This window comes from Mucilaginibacter gilvus (genome assembly GCF_004054195.1).
Classification (GTDB): Bacteria; Bacteroidota; Bacteroidia; order Sphingobacteriales; family Sphingobacteriaceae; genus Mucilaginibacter; species Mucilaginibacter gilvus.
Genome location: NZ_SBIW01000004.1, coordinates 227,835 through 244,867 on the forward strand (window position 1 = coordinate 227,835; position 17,033 = coordinate 244,867).

A 17,033-nucleotide genomic window follows, 5' to 3' on the forward strand; every position below is an offset into this window, starting at 1 on the left:
TTCTCCCGGCTCGTTTATGTAACATTTACGTAAAATGCGGGTCGTATTATAAAACAACCCAAACATTATTGTAATATTGTTATTCAATATATTAGCGGGACGGCTTAGTAGCTGTCTCTTTTTTTATAAGACGAAATTAAACAGGCACAAGTATTGATGTTTCATCCGGATCCCGATTTAAAGACTGTAAAAGATATGTTAAAGAAATTTTATTTAATGCTGGTTTTGGCCGCTGCGCTTGCCTGCAACGCTTCGCCATCAAAACCTGTTATGAAAAAGACGGGCCCCAATGACCTGCAACCCGATGAGCAACAGAGCGTAGTAATGAAAACAGTGGCTGGCATGGTTAGCAATTACAACTATAAAAAAGTACCGCTTAACGATTCGATATCAGCCATTATTTATACCGAATACCTGAAGAAGATAGACGAGAACCATAACTATTTTACCGCGGGCGATGTAAAGGAATTTGAGCAGTATAAAACTGTTTTGGATGATGATATTAAAATTGGCGACCTGAGCCACGTGTTTTACATCTTCAACGTGTTTCAAAAAAGGTATACCGAATATGTGAACTTTTCTATCGCGCAGCTAAGCAAACCGATGGATTTCACCAAGAATGAAACCTTTACTTACGACCGGGAAAACCTGCCTTATGCTGCATCTGAAAACCAGTTGCACGAGCTTTGGGCACAACGTGTAAAATACGATCTGCTAAACCTTAAGCTTGCCGGTAAAGAGCTGGAGGCCAATAAAGAAACATTAAAGAAGCGCTACAGTAATATCCTGTCGCAATCTAATAAATTAAACAATCAGGATGTTTTCCAGGTGTTTATGGATGCCTTCACCGGCGCTATTGATCCGCACACCAATTATTTTATCCCATCGGCTGCTGCCGCGTTTAATATTGATATCTCCCGCTCATTGGAAGGTATTGGCGCTACCCTGCAGTCGCAAAACGAATATGTTACCGTAACCTCTATAGTTCCCGGCGGCCCTGCTGATAAGAGCAAGCAATTGGCTGTTGATGAACGTATAGTGGGTGTTGCACAAGGCAAAAACGGCGAGTTTCAGGATATTGTAGGCTGGAGGATAGAGAACGCTATAGCGTTGATCCGTGGTACAAAAGGCACTACGGTTAGGTTGCAGTTATTGCCTAAAGGTACCGGCGCTACCGTAAAACCACGGGTATTGGAGCTGGTGCGCGAAAAAATTATCCTGAAAGATATCTCGGCTAAAAAGGAGATCCGCACTTATAGCAGCAATGGTAAAACCATCAAAATAGGTATCATCAATGTACCGGCCTTTTACCTCGATTTTAACGATTACAAATCGGGCAACCCTAATTACAAAAGCACCACCCGCGATGTGAGGCTGATACTGGATACCCTGAAACGCGAAGGCGTTGATGGTGTGGTATTAGATCTTCGCCAAAATGGCGGAGGCTCGCTTATGGAAGCTACCGAGCTTACCGGCTTATTCATCAAAACTGGTGCGGTTGTGCAGGTACGCGATCCACGCGATCAGGTTGAAGTTGAAAAAGACGATAACCCGGCAGTTGCTTATGGTGGTCCGCTGGCTGTATTGGTAGACAGGTTTAGCGCATCGGCATCAGAGATCTTCTCGGGCGCTATACAAGATTATGGCCGTGGCCTGATCATCGGTACTCAAACTTACGGTAAAGGTTCTGTACAACGTATTATCGATCTTGATGAAGTGATCAGCCCTTCTATCAAAGAAAGATTGGCTAAACTGGTTGGTAAATCAACCTCGGTAGCAACCGGAAGTCAGAATAAATTTGGCCAGTTAAACTTAACCATTGGTAAGTTCTATCGCGTTAGCGGCGGCTCAACGCAGCATAAAGGCGTGTTGCCAGATGTTGAGTTCCCGTCGGTTATTCCAATGGATAAATACGGTGAGGATACCGAGCCATCTGCCATGCCTTATGATGTTATACCTAAAACGGATTTTACCAAATACGGCGACTTTACCTCGGTATTGCCACAGCTTAAAAAATTGCACGAGCAGCGTATGAGCGGCAGCGACAGTTTTAAATACCTGATGGAAGACATTGCTGAAATTAAAAAACGCGATGCCGAAAAAAGCGTGACCTTGAATGAGGCCCAGCTTAAACAACAGCGCGATACCGACGAAAAGAAAGCGTTTGAGCAAAATAACCTTCGCCGTGTAGCATTGGGTTTACCAGCCTTAACCAAAGGCCAGGCCAAACCAAAGAACGAAGACCTAGACTTTTTGAAACGTGAAGCAGGCCAGGTATTAACCGACTATATTACCCTAGATAACAAGGTGTCTACTATTATTAAATAAGATACAAACTTATATGGTAAGCCCCGGTCGATTATTTCGACCGGGGCTTTTTGTTTAGCCGTTGGCGCGCGTAACAAAGAAGACGGAATCAACCTCTTCACCCTCTTTGCGAACAGAAAGGGTCGACGCACGGAGTGCCGTCGGGGTGAGTCCATTCGCGCGCGGTTACCAACGGCTTGCCATAGGGCAATTTCTTCCGACTCTAAAAAAAATCCCGCTCTATATTAGCATTGTACAATTATTTTAACCCTATATTTGTTGTGCTAATATTTAGTATGACAAATATAAAATTTGATAGTTATTCTTACCTGCTCGACCGCACCGCGCGCCGGGTAAAAGGATACGCGCAGCAAAAATTCGCATCGGGAGATTTCGATGTAACGGTTGACCAATGGCTGATATTGAAAAGCCTGGATAATGATAAATACCTGAAGCAAAAGGAACTCGCCGAGATAACCGGAAAAGACAACCCAACGCTTACCCGCATTGTAGATCTGCTTTGCAAAAAGGGGCTAACGGAACGCATTACCCATAAAGATGACCGCCGGAGCTTTACCGTACACTTAACAGCGGCTGGTACCGCTAAGCTGGAAGAGTTATCTCCACGGGTGAACGAGGTCCGGATGAAGGCCTGGGAGAATCTAACCGAGGAGGATTACGAGCAGCTAAAAACCATACTGAACAAGATTTATCAAAACTTAGAATCTTAATAATTACCGTTATGATCACTACAGATATAGGCATTATCGGGGCAGGGCCAACCGGTATGTTTGCCGTTTTTGAAGCTGGCCTGTTAAAGATGCATTGCCATTTGATTGATTCCTTACCGCAAGCTGGCGGTCAGTTATCAGAAATATACCCGCAAAAGCCTATTTACGATATCCCTGGCTACCCAACCGTAAATGCACAGGAGTTGGTTGATAAATTATCGGAACAAATAGCACCTTTTCATCCTACCTACTCACTTGGTGAGCGGGTAGAGACACTCGAAAAGCTGGACGATGGTACTTGGCTCATCGGCACGAATGAAGGCACGGTGATCAATTGCAAGGTGGTAGTAATAGCCGGCGGCTTGGGTTGCTTTGAACCGCGCAAGCCAGAGGTTGACCGTTTAGCCGAATTTGAAGGCAAGGGTGTGATGTATGCCGTACGCAATCCCGAAGCATTCAGGGGGAGGAATATTGTGATAGCAGGCGGCGGCGATTCCGCGTTGGATTGGACCATTTTCCTGGCCAACATTGCCAATAAAGTAACCCTCGTGCATCGCGGCGATACTTTCAGAGGCGTACCTGATGCTGCCGAAAAAGTGGCCGAACTGGCTAAAACAGGCGCAATTGACCTGATGCTGAAATCAAGAGTGGTGGCATTAGACGGCACCGGGCATTTGGAAACGGTAACACTGGTGGGGCACGATGGTAAGGAACAACAATTACAGGCTGATAGTTTTATCCCGCTGTTTGGCTTGAGTCCGAAACTGGGGCCGATAGCAGATTGGGGCCTGGATATAGAAATGAGCGCAATTACAGTAAATACCCGCGATTACAGTACCAATGTAGAGGGCATTTATGCCATCGGCGATATTAACACCTATCCCGGTAAGCTGAAGCTGATCCTATGCGGTTTCCACGAAGCAGCGCTGATGGCGCAGAGCGCGTTTAAGCATGTATATCCCGATCAGCGTTTAACCTTTAAATATACCACCGTTTACGGCATAACCGAATTGGCATGATAACCTTTACCGTAGAAGACAGAGATGGCACCACCGCGTCCATAGAAGTGCCCGAAGGCATCAGCCTCAGCCTGATGGAGGTATTGAAGGGAAGCGACTATAACATTATGGCCACCTGTGGGGGCATGGCGCTTTGCGCAACCTGCCCGGTACAGGTACTAAAAGGTGTGGAGCAACTCCCACCCATCAGCGATGCGGAATTGGATATTTTAGATACCTTGCCTATTGTAGATGACACCCTGCGCCTCTCCTGCCAGTTGCGAATAGACGAACGGTTGGAAGGGTGTTACTTTAAGATCCCCGCGGAAGATTAAAAGATTTGTTGTAGAGACGCGATACTTCGCGTCTCCCTCAGGACTGCCGCAGTGGAATATTTATTAAGACGCGAAGTATCGCGTCTCTACAATGAAAACCAATTACCCTCTCAGCGGTTATTCTCTACATGGCCAAACCACTGCTGGAGTTTACAGATCGCGGCATCTACTGCGCACAGGGGAAGTTTTACATCGACCCATGGAAGCCCGTGACCGATGCCGTAATTACCCACGCCCATGCCGACCATGCCTACTTTGGGCATAAGAATTATTTGGCGCACCGCCTCTCCCGCGAAGTGATGCTTTATCGCTTGGGCGAGATCAACCTCCGCACTATTGAATACGGCGAAACAGTGATCAAGCACGGTGTGCAGATCTCTATGTACCCTGCCGGGCATGTAATAGGTTCGGCGCAGATAAGGGTAGAATATAAAGGCGAGGTTTGGGTGGTAAGCGGTGATTATAAAACGGAAGACGATGGCATCTCCACACCTTTCGAGCCGGTAAAATGCCATCACTTTATTTCGGAATGTACCTTTGGAATGCCGGTTTATACCTGGAAGCCACAAGCGCAGATTTTTGCCGGTGTGAACGATTGGTGGCGAACAAACCTCCAAAACGGTATAGCCACCGTTGTGGTAGGATATTCCCTGGGTAAAGCGCAGCGCATCCTCCAAAACCTCGACTTGAACAACGGCAAGGTTTACACCCATGGCGTTATCGAAAATACAAACGAAGCCCTCCGCCGAAACGGTGTTATATTAAACCCTACGGAACGGATAACCTTCGATTCCTCTAAAGAAGAGGTTCGCAAAGGCATCATCCTTGCGCCGCCATCATCGGTAGGTACGCCATGGATGCGGAAGTTCGCGCCATATAGTTTCGGCTACTGCAGCGGCTGGATGGCCATCAGGGGAGCCAAGCGCCGCAGGGCGGCCGACAGAGGCATCGTATTATCAGACCATGCCGACTGGAACGGGCTGGTGAGCGCGATAGACGCCACCGGTTGCGAAAGTGTTTACCTTACGCATGGCTATACCGCGTCTTTCAGCAGGTATTTAAGCGAAATTGGCTTTGATGCCCACGAGGTACATACGCTTTACGGCGGCGAAGAAGAAGATGCGGCCGTTACCGAAGGAGAAGAGAAAAAGGAAACCACCCCTTCGGGCGATGTGGAACAGGAGGAGGTATCATGAAAGCCTTCGCGCAACTGTTTCTCTCTTTAGACGAGACCAATAAAACCAACGAGAAGGTTAAGGTATTGAAGGATTATTTTACCAACGTACCCGATACCGATAAAATGCATATGCTGGCCTTATTCACCGGCAGGCGGCCCAAACGGCAGATCAATTCCACACTGATCCGCACCTGGGCAATGGAAGCATCTAATATCCCTGCATGGCTTTTTGAGGAAAGCTATCACGTAGTAGGCGACCTGGCCGAAACCATGAGTTTATTGATGCCCGAAAGCCAGAAGAGCAGCAGTAAAACCCTCACCGAATGGATAGGCGAGATAAACGCGCTCGCAACCAAAACCGAAGAAGAAAAAAAACTTTGGCTCATGGCGTCATGGGCGATGCTGGATAGCCAGGAGCGCTTTGTATTTAACAAACTGCTTACCGGCAGTTTCCGGGTAGGGGTTTCGCAAAGTTTGGTGATCAAAGCTTTAGCCGATATTACCGGGATTGAGGCGCCGGCACTCACCCATCGTATTATGGGCAGCTGGATGCCGGAGAATTATACCTACGACCAGCTCATCTGTGAGCAAACCGCATCTGATGATATCTCGCGGCCATACCCATTCTTTTTGGCTTACCCCATACAGGAAACATCCGAGAAGCGGAAGTCTGCAGAAGAAGTTGGAGCAGCCCTCGGCGCGGCCGAAGACTGGCAGGCAGAATGGAAATGGGACGGAATCCGCGCGCAAATGATCAAGCGCGATGGGCAGATCTTCATCTGGAGCCGCGGTGAGGACCTGGCTACCGAAAAATTCCCGGAATTGCACCCCTTTTTAAACGCCCTGCCTGATGGGACGGTATTGGATGGGGAGATCTTGAGCTTTCAGAATGGCTTGCCCATGTCGTTTAGTGTGCTGCAAACCCGTATCGGGCGAAAGAACCTGAGTAAAAAGATCTTGACGGATAGCCCGGTAGCAGTAATCGCATACGATTGCCTGGAGTATCAAGGCGAGGATATCCGTACAAAAACGCAAGCGGAACGGCGTGTCATTTTGGAAGAATTGCAAAGCCAAACAGAGTTCCCCGAGGTGTTTAATATTTCGAGACTGATCAACTTCAATAGCTGGGAAGAATTGGAAACCACCCGCGAACAATCCCGGGCCATGATAGCAGAAGGGATTATGCTGAAACGCAAAAGCGCCGCCTACCAGGTTGGCCGCAAACGCGGCGATTGGTGGAAGTGGAAGATAGACCCGCTTTCGGTTGATGCGGTGATGATCTACGCCCAAAAAGGCCACGGCCGCCGCGCCGATCTGTACACCGATTATACCTTCGCCGTTTGGGATGGCGATAAGCTGGTCCCATTCGCCAAAGCATACAGCGGCCTTACCGATGCCGAGATAAATAAGGTAGATTATTTTGTAAAGCGCAACACTTTAGAAAAGTTCGGCCCGGTGCGTACCGTAAAACCCGAATTGGTATTTGAGATAGGGTTTGAAGGAATAAACAGATCCACCCGCCATAAATCGGGCATAGCCTTACGTTTTCCGCGTATATTGCGCTGGCGACATGATAAACCCAAAGAAGAAGCCGATACCTTAGAAAGCTTAAAAGCCTTGTTAAATGAATAACACCCTCCACATCCTCAACGGCGATGCCACCCTGCCCGGTTTTACAGAAGCTGAAATTCCCGGCGATACCATGATCTGGCGCGAAATTTTGTCGGAAGGGCCTGTTATCAAAAATGTGGCTTCGGCTGCGTTTTGGCAGTTGCGCTCGGATTGGATCTGCCAGGCTTTTGGCGAAACGGCTGAAGTTTACAACGATGGCATGATCGTGCCATTAGAAAAAATGAGCGCGCCTTACGAGGAAATTAACTTGTGGTTTGAGTTCGATCTGCATTGCCAGATAAACCTGTTGGGGGCTTTGGTGATGCTGAACCAGCAAACCAATCTATCGGCACCAGAAGTTTATCTGATCAGTCCCTCGGAATTTCCCGGCTTGGAAAACTTTAGCGGAATGGGCGAATTGAACGGCGAACAATTGGATTACCTGTATGATAACATCCGCGTACAATTAACCGAATACGATTTTAACCTGGCAGCCGAAGCATGGCAACTTTATGTAGAAAGCGATGCCGGTAAACTAAAAACCTGGCTTGCCGATACACCATTTTGGGGCAACATGCCTAATTTAAAATCAGCCATGGAAGCGCATTTAAAACGGCTGGAGTTTAACACCGACGGTTTAAATTACATCCACCAACAACTGCTGGCAATTTACCAAAGCGGCGTGCACACAAAAGCAGGAATCTACCAGTCTTTCTGGCAAACCGAAAAGATCTACGGCATGGGCGACAGCCAGCTGGATATGTACCTGCAGTTGTTAACCGATAAAAAACTGATTGAGCTTTAAGCTCTATAACGCAGGCAATGTAACCGCTATGGTTGGCGTTCGTTCGCTTTCGTTCTTCAGCCTGTCGAGTGCGGTTACCACATAAAAATACGTTTTGCCCGGTTGCACGTTCGTGTCCAGGTAAACGGGTTCGGTATTGTATTGAATATGCAGAATGTTGCGCGGGTCGCCCAGATCAAACTTTTCATTCACCTGGAAACGGTAAACTACATACCCGTAAACCGGCTCGTTATCTTTCGCCGGCAACGGCATCGACCATTTTAGCAAAATGCTTTTCTTCTCGGCCCTGGCAATAAAATTTTGCGGCGCATTGGGCGGGATAGAATCTAACCAAAGCATTGTCGGCGGTAGGGCCGGGTATTGGTAAAAATCCTCTTTAAGTGAATCGGCCAGGTGATTGGCATTGCCTACCAACGACTGTGACCGGAAGTATACGCTCCCGTGCGCCCGCGGATTAGCGCGGATCAACCGCAACTGATTGGGAATCTCTGATGGGTTTTTATACGCTGGGCTGCGTGGTTCGTAAAAACGGTATGGTGCCTGGCCAACATATAGGTGGCGGTTATAAGTGTTGTTGCTCCACCAATCCAACAGTTTTTCAAATGCTGCCAGCCGGTAACCAATATGCCAATAGATTTGCGGGTTTATATAATCTATCCAGCCTTCTTTCATCCACTTACGGGTGTCGGCAAAATTTTCGATATAGGATGAGCCACCGTTTGTTTCAGACCCATCCGGGTGTTGGCTCCTGTTGGCCCAGATGCCAAATGGGCTGATCCCGAATTTCATGTTGGGCTTATATTTGTGGATACTGTCGGCAAGCATGTGTATCAGCTTGTCAACATTATCGCGGCGCCAATCTTTTATGTTATTAAAACCGCCGCCGTATTCTGCGTAGGCATTTGCGTCATTAATTGTTTGGCCCCTCACCGGGTACGGGTAAAAATAATCATCCATGTGGATGCCATCTACATCATAATTTTTCACCACATCCAATACCACCTGTACAATGTACTCGCGTACTTCGGGAAGCCCGGGGTTAAAAAGTTTTATCCCCTCGTATACAAAAAACCACTCGGGCTTTGTGCGCGTGATGTGGTCTGATGCCAGCAGGCTGAATTTATTATCAAAGGTGGCGCGGTATGGGTTAAACCAGGCGTGCAGCTCCATGTTACGTTTATGCGCTTCGTCTACAGCAAATTCCAGTGGGTCATAGTCGGGCGCTTCGCCCTGTTTACCGGTTAGGTATTTAGACCATGGCTCGCGGCTTTTGGCGTAAAAAGCATCTGCTGCAGGCCTCACCTGGAACATAATAGCATTTATACCGGTTTGCTGATGGGAGTTTAGCTGTGCAATAAGATCGCGTTTTTGTACTTCGGCGGTGGCGCGGGCGTTTTGCGGCCAGTCTAAATTTACCACGGTAGCTATCCATACCCCCCTAAATTCATATTTTGGCTCTGGCCTGGCGGTTTCTTCGGCAACAACGGCTTGTGCTATTGATTGGGTAACAATAAATGTAGAAAGTAGGGTAATGAACAGGTATTTATATAGATGCATTAAGCAGATGTTTTTATTAAAAGGTGCAAAGATATAAACTCATCACTAAGCAGTTTTATTATTAAGTATAATAATTACCGGCATTTTGTGTTTTAACTCTATTGTAATTTACTTTAACCTGCGGGTTAATTTTATGTGGTTAAACAGATTTTTATACCTTGGTAATGAAAAAAGCGCTACATTTATTTTACAACCATGACAACCCCGAGGCTTATACGCTGGTTTAAGCTTTAGTTAAACTTTAAAAGAAACACAATGGAAAACCAATCCGGACAATCGCAGAAAAAAAATTCGAATGTCATTTACTTTTTGATAGCGGTAGTGGTAGCACTGTTAGGCACCGATGTATACCTGTACATGCAGAAGAATAAATCTGATACGAAGATAGTTTATCAGAATGACGAGAAAACCCGCCTGCAAACAGAATTGGATAGCCTTGAAGCACAGATAGAGCAGGTGAACTTAGGCCGTGCAAAAATGAGCACCGAGATGCAGGCCAAAAACGATTCGTTGAGGACCAAGATCAAAGTGTTGAGGAAAGAATTGGCTAAAGGCAAACTTACCGTTGCGGAACTGTCACACGCCCAGGAAGATATTAAACAGCTACGTTACTTTGTTACCAAATACACCGCTGACCTTGAAGAACTTAAGAAAGAAAATACCAACCTTACTGTTGAACGCGATACTTTAAAAACCAACCTGGCTTCGGTTAGCGAAAAAGCTACCACCCTCGAAAAAAAGACCCAGGAACTGGATGCTAAAGTTAAAGAAGCCTCGGCCATTAAGGTGGGCAGTGCGGATGTTGTGGCCTATAAGATAAAGAACAGCGGTAAAGAGGTTGAAGAGAAAAAGGCCAAAAACGCTCAAAAAATTAAAATAAACTTTACCGTAGCAAGTAACACGGTTGCCGAGAAAGGCCTGCATGATGTTTACGTTCGTGTTATAGACCCGACCGGGAACCTGATCACCCCTGCTGACAGCGGTACGTTTAGCGCTGATGCGCAGGATCTGCAATACACCTACAAAACCGCTATCGACTTTAAAGATGATGGCAGCGGTTATACTATTGATTGGTTGTACTCACCTTTCCAAAAAGGAACGTACACCGTTATTTTGTATGCAGATGGTTATACCATGGGTAAAAGCTCGTTCACTTTGAAATAGAAACCAATTTGGTTTAGCATAAAAAACGCCTGTTGCAGTTAATGCAGCAGGCGTTTTTGTTTTTAGTCTTTGTTGGTGAGACGCAGATTCTACCTCGCTCCCTGAGGGCAGTGCTCTCTTAAATAGTTAGTATACATAGTACGCAGGTGCGTGGTTGTACCGGCACCTTCTGAGATACTGTGGGTACGGTTAGGGTACAGCATCAGTTGGAACTGACGGTTGTTTTTCACCAGCTCGTTTATCAACTGCTCGGCGTTGGTGTAGTGAACGTTATCATCGCCGGTGCCATGTACATAAAGCAAATTGCCTTTTAGGTTTTTAGCATAGGTTATTGGCGAGCCTTTTGTAAAGGCTGCGCGGCTTGCTTCATCTACAGGTACGCCGGTATAGCGCTCCTGGTAAATGTTATCGTAAGTAAGCTGATTGCCTACTGCGGCTACCGCTATGCCTGTTTTAAATATATCCCCGTATTGGAACATCAGGTTTAGCGTTGATGAGCCGCCACCGCTCCAGCCCCATACCGCTACGCGGGAGGTATCCAGGTAGCTGCGTTCTTTCAGCAACTGTTTGGTGCCCATGGCGAGATCGCGGATGTTGAGCGTGCCAATGCCTTTGTAGATGGATTTACGCCACTCACGCCCCTTTGGAACGGGTGTGCCGCGGTTATCTATCGACATATAGATATAACCATCCGCAGCCATATCGCCGTTGTACATAAAGTTATAGGTGGCGCCGTTCTCATCTTTCACGTTCTGGCCCCATGGTTCTCCGTAAACATACAGCACAACCGGGTATTTTTTTGCCGCATCGAAGTTGTTGGGCTTTTGCATCCAGCCATCCATTTCTACGCCATCTTCAGTTTTTACTTTGAAGAACTCTACGTTAGATTTTGCTTTGGCATCCGCCGCGGCTGCTATGGCTTTCACCACTTTTTCATCGCCGCTGAAGGTTTTATGCAACGGTAACGATACGGTTTCGTTGGTGCCTTCCGTATAATAGTTAGAGAAGGCATGGGTAGCCGCTTTTCCGTTTGGCGATACATCATACTCGTGGGTGCCTGGTTCGGTAGCCGGCGTCAGACGCTCGGCTTTGCCGCTACCATCCAATTTTGTACGATACAGGTATTTCTGAGTAGCATTATCCGGCGAGGCTGAAAAATAAACATAGCCGGACTTTTCGTCTACGGCGTTTATCTGCATCACATCATAATTACCCTTGGTGATGAGCTTCTCTTTTTTACCATCGCGGCTGATGCGGTATAAGTGGCGCCATCCGTCTTTTTCACTTGCCCATAAAAATTCCGCGCCGTTTTTAAACCAATTCCAACCGCCGTAGTAATAGGTAGATTCCCATTCGGGTAAAATATCTATCCAGGCAGCATCGGTTTCCTGGTAAATGGTTGCGCCTTTACCGGTTGATGCGTTTAGCATCATTACTTCGGTGTGGTTTTGTGCGCGGTTCATGTGTTCAATTATCAATTCACTGCTGTTTGCGGCCCACTCCATCCGCGGCACGTACGATTGCAGAACCGGGTCGGTAGGGATATCCATCCACTTGGTGCTGCCACCATCCGCGCTGATCACACCAATTTTAAAAGGAGATGGCGGTTCGCCGGCTATAGGGTATTCTACGGGTTTTACAAATGGGTAGATAGAATCGGTAGTGTTCAGCATCAAATAATTTTTAGTGTTGCTGGCATCTATCTGCCAATAAGCTATTTTTTTGCTATCGGGGCTCCATCGGAAACCATCGCGGCAGAAAAATTCTTCCTCGTAAACCCAATCGAAGGTGCCGTTGATCAGTTTGGTGGTGCCGTCGGTGGTCAGTTGCTTTACGCTGCCATCAGCCAGCGTCTCTACATAAATATTGTGCCCGCTTACGTAGCCAACTTTAGTGCCATCGGGAGAGAATTTACCGAACATTAAGGACGATGCCGGGAATTTAACACCCAGCTTGGTTAGTTTTTTGGAGGTAAGATCGTACACCCAATAATCGCCTCGGGTGGGGTAGCGCCATACTTTTTTTGCATTGGTGTATACCAATATCTTTTGGCCATCGGCCGATAGGTAGAAGTTGCGTACAGCAATTGGTTTTTGCCCGGCCACGGTAAGCATATCTTTGCTCAGCAGCACGGTTTTCTTATTGGCATCGCGGGTGTCAAGCACCACTACTTCGCCGCCTTGGGCTTTGTAATACTGGAAGCCATCGTTTGCCCAATGGGTGGAGGGGATTTGCGCTACTGCCGTTTGGCCGGCCATCAGCAGCGATAAAAACAGCAGTGAGGGCAAGCCCCAACAGTAATTTTTCATATCTGAATTAGATTAAACGTTTGCAGGCAATATTTGTTAACAAAACAACGCCCCGGTAAATTTTGCGTTAAATTAGCATTTTAAAGCCTTTAAATTAATACCTCTACGGATGAAAAAAATCTCTCTGCTTGTTTTAAGTTTTTTTGCCCTTGTTACTGCCCAGGCCCAAAATGCCGACCGCAGTAAATTCCTGAAAGATAGCCTTGACAGCTACATTAACCGGGCGCTTACCAATTGGCGTATCCCCGGCGCGGCGGTTTGCATTGTAAAGGATGGCAAAATAGTTTTGATGAAAGGCTACGGCATTAAAGAACTTGGCTTGATGAACAAGGTGGACGAGAACACCCTGTTTATGATAGGCAGTAATACCAAGGCATTCACAGCCACCGCGCTGGCCATACTGCAGGCCGATAAAAAGCTTTCGCTGGATGAGAAGGTTACCAAATATATCCCCGAATTTAAGCTGGATAACAAGGCCGCAGGAGAGTTAACCATTGTAAAAGACCTGCTTTGCCACCGGTTAGGCTTCCGTACCTTTCAGGGCGATTTTACTTTTTATAACACCAACCTGGCCCGCTACGAGGTGATAGACAGGCTTGGTAAAATGAAGGCGACTTACCCCTTCCGCACTACCTGGGGCTATACTAACGCCGCTTTTTTAACCGCCGGCGAAATTATCCCAAGGGTAATAGGCAAGCCCTGGGAGGTTTATTTGAAAGAAAGTATTTTTGCGCCACTGGGTATGGGTAACACCCTGGCGCTTAGTGCCGATATGCCTAAGGCGCTTAACCGAACGGTGCCGCATACGCTGGTTGATAACCGGTTAACCGCTATCCCTTACTGCAATATTGATGGACTGGCTCCGGCGGGTTCTATCAGTTCATCGGCTAATGATCTGGGCAAATGGGTAATGGCCCTGCTGAATGACGGTAAAGTGGGCAACCGCCAGGTTATCGCGTCGGCGGCCATACAGGCTACCCGGCAGCCACAGGATATTGTGGGCAGTGTAAAACACTTAAACGGCGAAACCAACTATGAGCTATACGGGCTGGGCTGGCAAATACAGGATTACTCGGGCCACCGCATTTTTATGCATTCGGGCGGGGTAAACGGCTACCTTACTTCGGTTACGCTGGTGCCGCAGGATAAGTTGGGCATTATTGTGCTCACCAATTCCGACCAGAATGAATTTTATGATGCGCTGCGCTGGGAAATAATGGACGCCTATTTTAAACAGAAGTTTCGTAATTACAGCGAGGTTTACCTTTCGCAATATAAGGCCGCCGCCACCAGGCAGTTGGTAACCGATCGCAAGCTAAGCGATACCGTTGCCCTGGCACCTAAACCCAAATTATCACTAAACGATTATACCGGTAAATACACAAACGATTTTTATGGTAATATGGCTATAACGGCTGGGGAGAACGGCATCCTGGAAATGCGTTTTGAGCACCATCCCAAAATGTACGCCAAACTACAGGCCCTGGGCGGCAACCGCTTTTACGTAACCTTTAGCGACCCAACCCTGGGTAAAGCGGTATTTCCTTTTTACGTAACCAACAATAAAGTAACCGGCGTTAGGGTTAAGGTAGCCGATTTTATTGAGTATAATCCGTATGATTTTAAGAAGATAGATTAAAGGGGAAGGATTCGGAAGTGGGATTTTCGGTTTCGGATTGATACGCCTTACTCCCTTGACGCCTAAGTTGACAAATACGCTGCTAAACTATTTTGTAGTATTTCCACCAGTTCCGGGTCGTTAAATTGGTAGAGGTCTTCGACATCCAGAACAACGATAGCGCTGCCGTTTAAGCAGAAATTTTGTTTAACTATATCCCGGTGGCGGTATTCCATCACAAAAATCACATCGGCCCAATCCAGCATTTTTTGGTTTAGCTTTACCCTTGCCTTATCGCCTGTGCCAGCCGAGCGGGCTTGGTGCAGCGCGTGGTTTTTAAAAAGCAGTTCGGCCGTGGGGCTGCGCCATTGGTTTTTACTACAGATGAACAAGAGGTTGGGCATTACTTAGATAGTTCGTTTTGTTCGACGTTATTTACCATTATTATAAAACACAAGCGACCCTCTTTCTGAATGTAATCTGCCCTAAAAAGCTTTCCGGTCGGCGTATCGAAAAACAACATCCATTGATGCTTTGATTTTGCTGATGTATGTAAAAACAAAACGGTGTAAAGGTCTATATCGGTCCCGTTAGTGGCTTCATCGTAGCGGCCGGAGAAATGCTTTCTAAAAACGTTTATTGCTGTATTTTTATCAAGCCGGAATTTATCGAAAAGAAGATATGCGGATGGCGTTTTTCTAAAGTTGATTGATTTTGATTTAACTGTTTGCGCGTTCAGATCAACGAACGAAAACAAGTAAAATAAAATCAAAATAACTGTAACCTGTTTCATAAGGCCCTTAATTTTATAGTTAATATGCTATTTGCTTTTAGCCATATAATCAAGCGTTAAATCACACAGCGCTTTCACACCAAGCGTAAAACCGCTCTCATCCAAATAAAAATCGGGTGTGTGATGCGATGGCGCGGTTATCGAATTACCGCCTTTTGGCATCCCGCCTAAAAAGAAAAACAGCCCGGGTACTTTCTGCTGAAAAAAGCTGAAATCTTCGGCACCGGTTACAGGCGGGCGCAGCATTACGTTTTCTTTGCCGGCTGCAGCCTCTAATGATGGCAGCATTTTGGCGGTAAGGGCCACATCGTTAAAGGTAACCGGGTAATGGTTGCTAAAGGGCAGCATCACTTCTGCTGTAGCACCGTAGGCTTCGGCAGTCTTGGTGGCTATACGGCGTACATTGTCGGTCACCAGTTTTTCGTCGTACTCGGTAAAGTAGCGGACGGTGCCCTGCATTTTTACGCTTTCGGGAATGATATTAAAACGCGAACCGCCCTGTATTACACCAATGGTAACCACAGCGGGGTTTTCGGTAACGTTTACGTTGCGGCTCACAATGCTTTGTAAACTGCTGATGATCTGTGCCGATACCACTACAGGGTCGATACTGCTCCATGGATAAGCGCCATGTGCGGAGCGGCCTTTAACGGTAATTTGCAGATCGCTTACGCCGGCCATGGTGCCACCGGGGCGATAAACAATTTTGCCCACTTCGGTTTGTGAATTAATGTGCAGCCCGAAAATGACATCAACCTTTGGATTTTCCAGTACACCCTCTTTCACCATTTGCTCTGCTCCGCCCTTTTCACCCGCGGGTGCGCCTTCCTCAGCAGGTTGAAAGATAAATTTTACGGTGCCTCGCAGCTCCTTTTGCATCCCGGCCAATACTTCGGCAACGCCCATCAGGATGGCCATGTGCGAATCATGACCGCAGGCATGCATTACGCCAACTTCCTGCCCGTTATATTGTGTTTTCACCTTCGACGCGAAGGGGAGCGGAACCCGCTCGGTAACCGGCAGGGCGTCCATATCGGCACGCAGGGCCACTACAGGGCCGGGCTTGCCGCCTTTTAAGATCCCGATAACGCCGGTGGTGGCAATGCCGGTTTGTACTTCTATTCCCAGCGATTTTAAATGTTTGCCGATAATGCCCGATGTGCGCACCTCGCGGTTCCCCAGCTCGGGGTGTTCGTGGAAATCGCGCCGCCAGGCTATAATTTTATCCTGCAAGGCATCTGCTTTGGCACTGATGACTTTATTGGAAGCGCTGTTTTGTGCCGAAGCAGATAGCGAAACTACGGTTAAGGCAAGCAGGAGGAGTTTTTTCATTGGGGAGGGGTTTGGTAATTTTTCTAAATATAAATATTTGCAGGAGAAAAGCATGGATGTGTTTAAAGCGCTTAAATATGGCAGTACCCTGTATATGCGCCAGGGTTGCTATCCCGTTTTGGCTGTTATAAGCGTATTTATTCGCACCAATTGCACAATTGTCCCAAAGCTAACAGCCGATAATAATTAACTGGTAGGCAAAAATGATTCAATATATATGTAAACCCTGTAAAATTTTAATATATTGATTATTAGATATTTAGATTGTTAACACATTGAATTGTGTAAACTTTTGT

At 46.9% G+C, this 17,033-nt stretch carries 13 protein-coding genes; 9 read left to right on the forward strand and 4 right to left on the reverse strand.

Annotated elements, in window-relative coordinates; translation table 11 throughout:
- Positions 1-195: 195 nt before the first annotated feature.
- The 7 genes from EPL05_RS11085 (at position 196) to EPL05_RS11115 (ending at position 7,964) form a co-directional block, all read left to right on the forward strand.
- Positions 196-2,328: a carboxy terminal-processing peptidase gene (locus EPL05_RS11085; protein ID WP_128534029.1), complete on the forward strand. Its 2,133-nt coding sequence runs from the start codon at positions 196-198 to the stop codon at positions 2,326-2,328.
- A 275-nt stretch (positions 2,329-2,603) separates the two neighbouring features.
- Entirely contained in the window at positions 2,604-3,038 is a 435-nt protein-coding gene (locus EPL05_RS11090; protein WP_128534030.1) for a MarR family winged helix-turn-helix transcriptional regulator, read from the forward strand.
- Positions 3,039-3,049: 11 nt separating this feature from the next.
- A complete protein-coding gene (locus EPL05_RS11095) occupies positions 3,050-4,057 on the forward strand; it encodes an NAD(P)/FAD-dependent oxidoreductase (protein WP_128534031.1) in 1,008 nt (335 codons plus the stop codon).
- Positions 4,054-4,371 carry a 2Fe-2S iron-sulfur cluster-binding protein gene (locus EPL05_RS11100; protein ID WP_128534032.1) on the forward strand — a complete coding sequence of 106 codons (318 nt, stop codon included), beginning with the start codon at positions 4,054-4,056 and terminating at the stop codon, positions 4,369-4,371. The genes EPL05_RS11095 and EPL05_RS11100 overlap by 4 nt, the downstream gene beginning before the upstream one ends.
- 128 nt (positions 4,372-4,499) lie before the next feature.
- A complete protein-coding gene (locus tag EPL05_RS11105) occupies positions 4,500-5,567 on the forward strand; it encodes a ligase-associated DNA damage response exonuclease (RefSeq protein WP_128534033.1) in 1,068 nt (355 codons plus the stop codon).
- Positions 5,564-7,180 carry an ATP-dependent DNA ligase gene (locus EPL05_RS11110; protein ID WP_128534034.1) on the forward strand — a complete coding sequence of 539 codons (1,617 nt, stop codon included), beginning with the start codon at positions 5,564-5,566 and terminating at the stop codon, positions 7,178-7,180. Before EPL05_RS11105 ends, EPL05_RS11110 begins: the two co-directional genes overlap by 4 nt.
- Complete coding sequence (locus EPL05_RS11115; protein WP_128534035.1) at positions 7,173-7,964, forward strand: hypothetical protein; 792 nt, start codon at positions 7,173-7,175, stop codon at positions 7,962-7,964. The genes EPL05_RS11110 and EPL05_RS11115 overlap by 8 nt, the downstream gene beginning before the upstream one ends.
- 3 nt (positions 7,965-7,967) lie before the next feature.
- On the opposite strand, the gene EPL05_RS11120 is transcribed toward EPL05_RS11115, so the two are convergent.
- Positions 7,968-9,521 carry a glycoside hydrolase family 10 protein gene (locus EPL05_RS11120; RefSeq protein ID WP_128534036.1) on the reverse strand — a complete coding sequence of 518 codons (1,554 nt, stop codon included), beginning with the start codon at positions 9,519-9,521 and terminating at the stop codon, positions 7,968-7,970.
- A gap of 255 nt (positions 9,522-9,776) precedes the next feature.
- Here EPL05_RS11120 and EPL05_RS11125 point away from each other — a divergent pair, with 255 nt between their 5' ends.
- Positions 9,777-10,685: a hypothetical protein gene (locus EPL05_RS11125; protein WP_128534037.1), complete on the forward strand. Its 909-nt coding sequence runs from the start codon at positions 9,777-9,779 to the stop codon at positions 10,683-10,685.
- Between the two features lie 89 nt (positions 10,686-10,774).
- On the opposite strand, the gene EPL05_RS11130 is transcribed toward EPL05_RS11125, so the two are convergent.
- Positions 10,775-12,994, reverse strand: a complete 2,220-nt coding sequence (locus tag EPL05_RS11130; protein WP_208394724.1) for a S9 family peptidase — start codon at positions 12,992-12,994, stop codon at positions 10,775-10,777.
- 109 nt (positions 12,995-13,103) lie between these two features.
- On the opposite strand from EPL05_RS11130, the gene EPL05_RS11135 reads away from it, so the two are divergent.
- Entirely contained in the window at positions 13,104-14,633 is a 1,530-nt protein-coding gene (locus tag EPL05_RS11135) for a serine hydrolase (protein WP_128534038.1), read from the forward strand.
- Between the two features lie 62 nt (positions 14,634-14,695).
- On the opposite strand, the gene EPL05_RS11140 is transcribed toward EPL05_RS11135, so the two are convergent.
- Complete coding sequence (locus EPL05_RS11140) at positions 14,696-15,016, reverse strand: low molecular weight protein tyrosine phosphatase family protein (RefSeq protein WP_128534039.1); 321 nt, start codon at positions 15,014-15,016, stop codon at positions 14,696-14,698.
- 416 nt (positions 15,017-15,432) lie between these two features.
- On the reverse strand, positions 15,433-16,737 hold the full coding sequence (locus EPL05_RS11145; protein ID WP_128534040.1) for an amidohydrolase: 1,305 nt from the start codon (positions 16,735-16,737) through the stop codon (positions 15,433-15,435).
- Between the last annotated feature and the right edge of the window lie 296 nt (positions 16,738-17,033).

Bases quoted from the DNA above. Each gene is read 5' to 3' on its own strand.
- EPL05_RS11110 (WP_128534034.1), top strand. From the start codon at position 5,564: ATGAAAGCCTTCGCGCAACTGTTTCTCTCTTTAGACGAGACCAATAAA.
- EPL05_RS11105 (WP_128534033.1), top strand. From the start codon at position 4,500: ATGGCCAAACCACTGCTGGAGTTTACAGATCGCGGCATCTACTGCGCA.
- EPL05_RS11095 (WP_128534031.1), top strand. From the start codon at position 3,050: ATGATCACTACAGATATAGGCATTATCGGGGCAGGGCCAACCGGTATG.
- EPL05_RS11115 (WP_128534035.1), top strand. From the start codon at position 7,173: ATGAATAACACCCTCCACATCCTCAACGGCGATGCCACCCTGCCCGGT.
- EPL05_RS11090 (WP_128534030.1), top strand. From the start codon at position 2,604: ATGACAAATATAAAATTTGATAGTTATTCTTACCTGCTCGACCGCACC.
- EPL05_RS11140 (WP_128534039.1), bottom strand. From the start codon at position 15,016: ATGCCCAACCTCTTGTTCATCTGTAGTAAAAACCAATGGCGCAGCCCC.
- EPL05_RS11120 (WP_128534036.1), bottom strand. From the start codon at position 9,521: ATGCATCTATATAAATACCTGTTCATTACCCTACTTTCTACATTTATT.
- EPL05_RS11125 (WP_128534037.1), top strand. From the start codon at position 9,777: ATGGAAAACCAATCCGGACAATCGCAGAAAAAAAATTCGAATGTCATT.
- EPL05_RS11145 (WP_128534040.1), bottom strand. From the start codon at position 16,737: ATGAAAAAACTCCTCCTGCTTGCCTTAACCGTAGTTTCGCTATCTGCT.
- EPL05_RS11130 (WP_208394724.1), bottom strand. From the start codon at position 12,994: ATGAAAAATTACTGTTGGGGCTTGCCCTCACTGCTGTTTTTATCGCTG.
- EPL05_RS11100 (WP_128534032.1), top strand. From the start codon at position 4,054: ATGATAACCTTTACCGTAGAAGACAGAGATGGCACCACCGCGTCCATA.
- EPL05_RS11085 (WP_128534029.1), top strand. From the start codon at position 196: ATGTTAAAGAAATTTTATTTAATGCTGGTTTTGGCCGCTGCGCTTGCC.
- EPL05_RS11135 (WP_128534038.1), top strand. From the start codon at position 13,104: ATGAAAAAAATCTCTCTGCTTGTTTTAAGTTTTTTTGCCCTTGTTACT.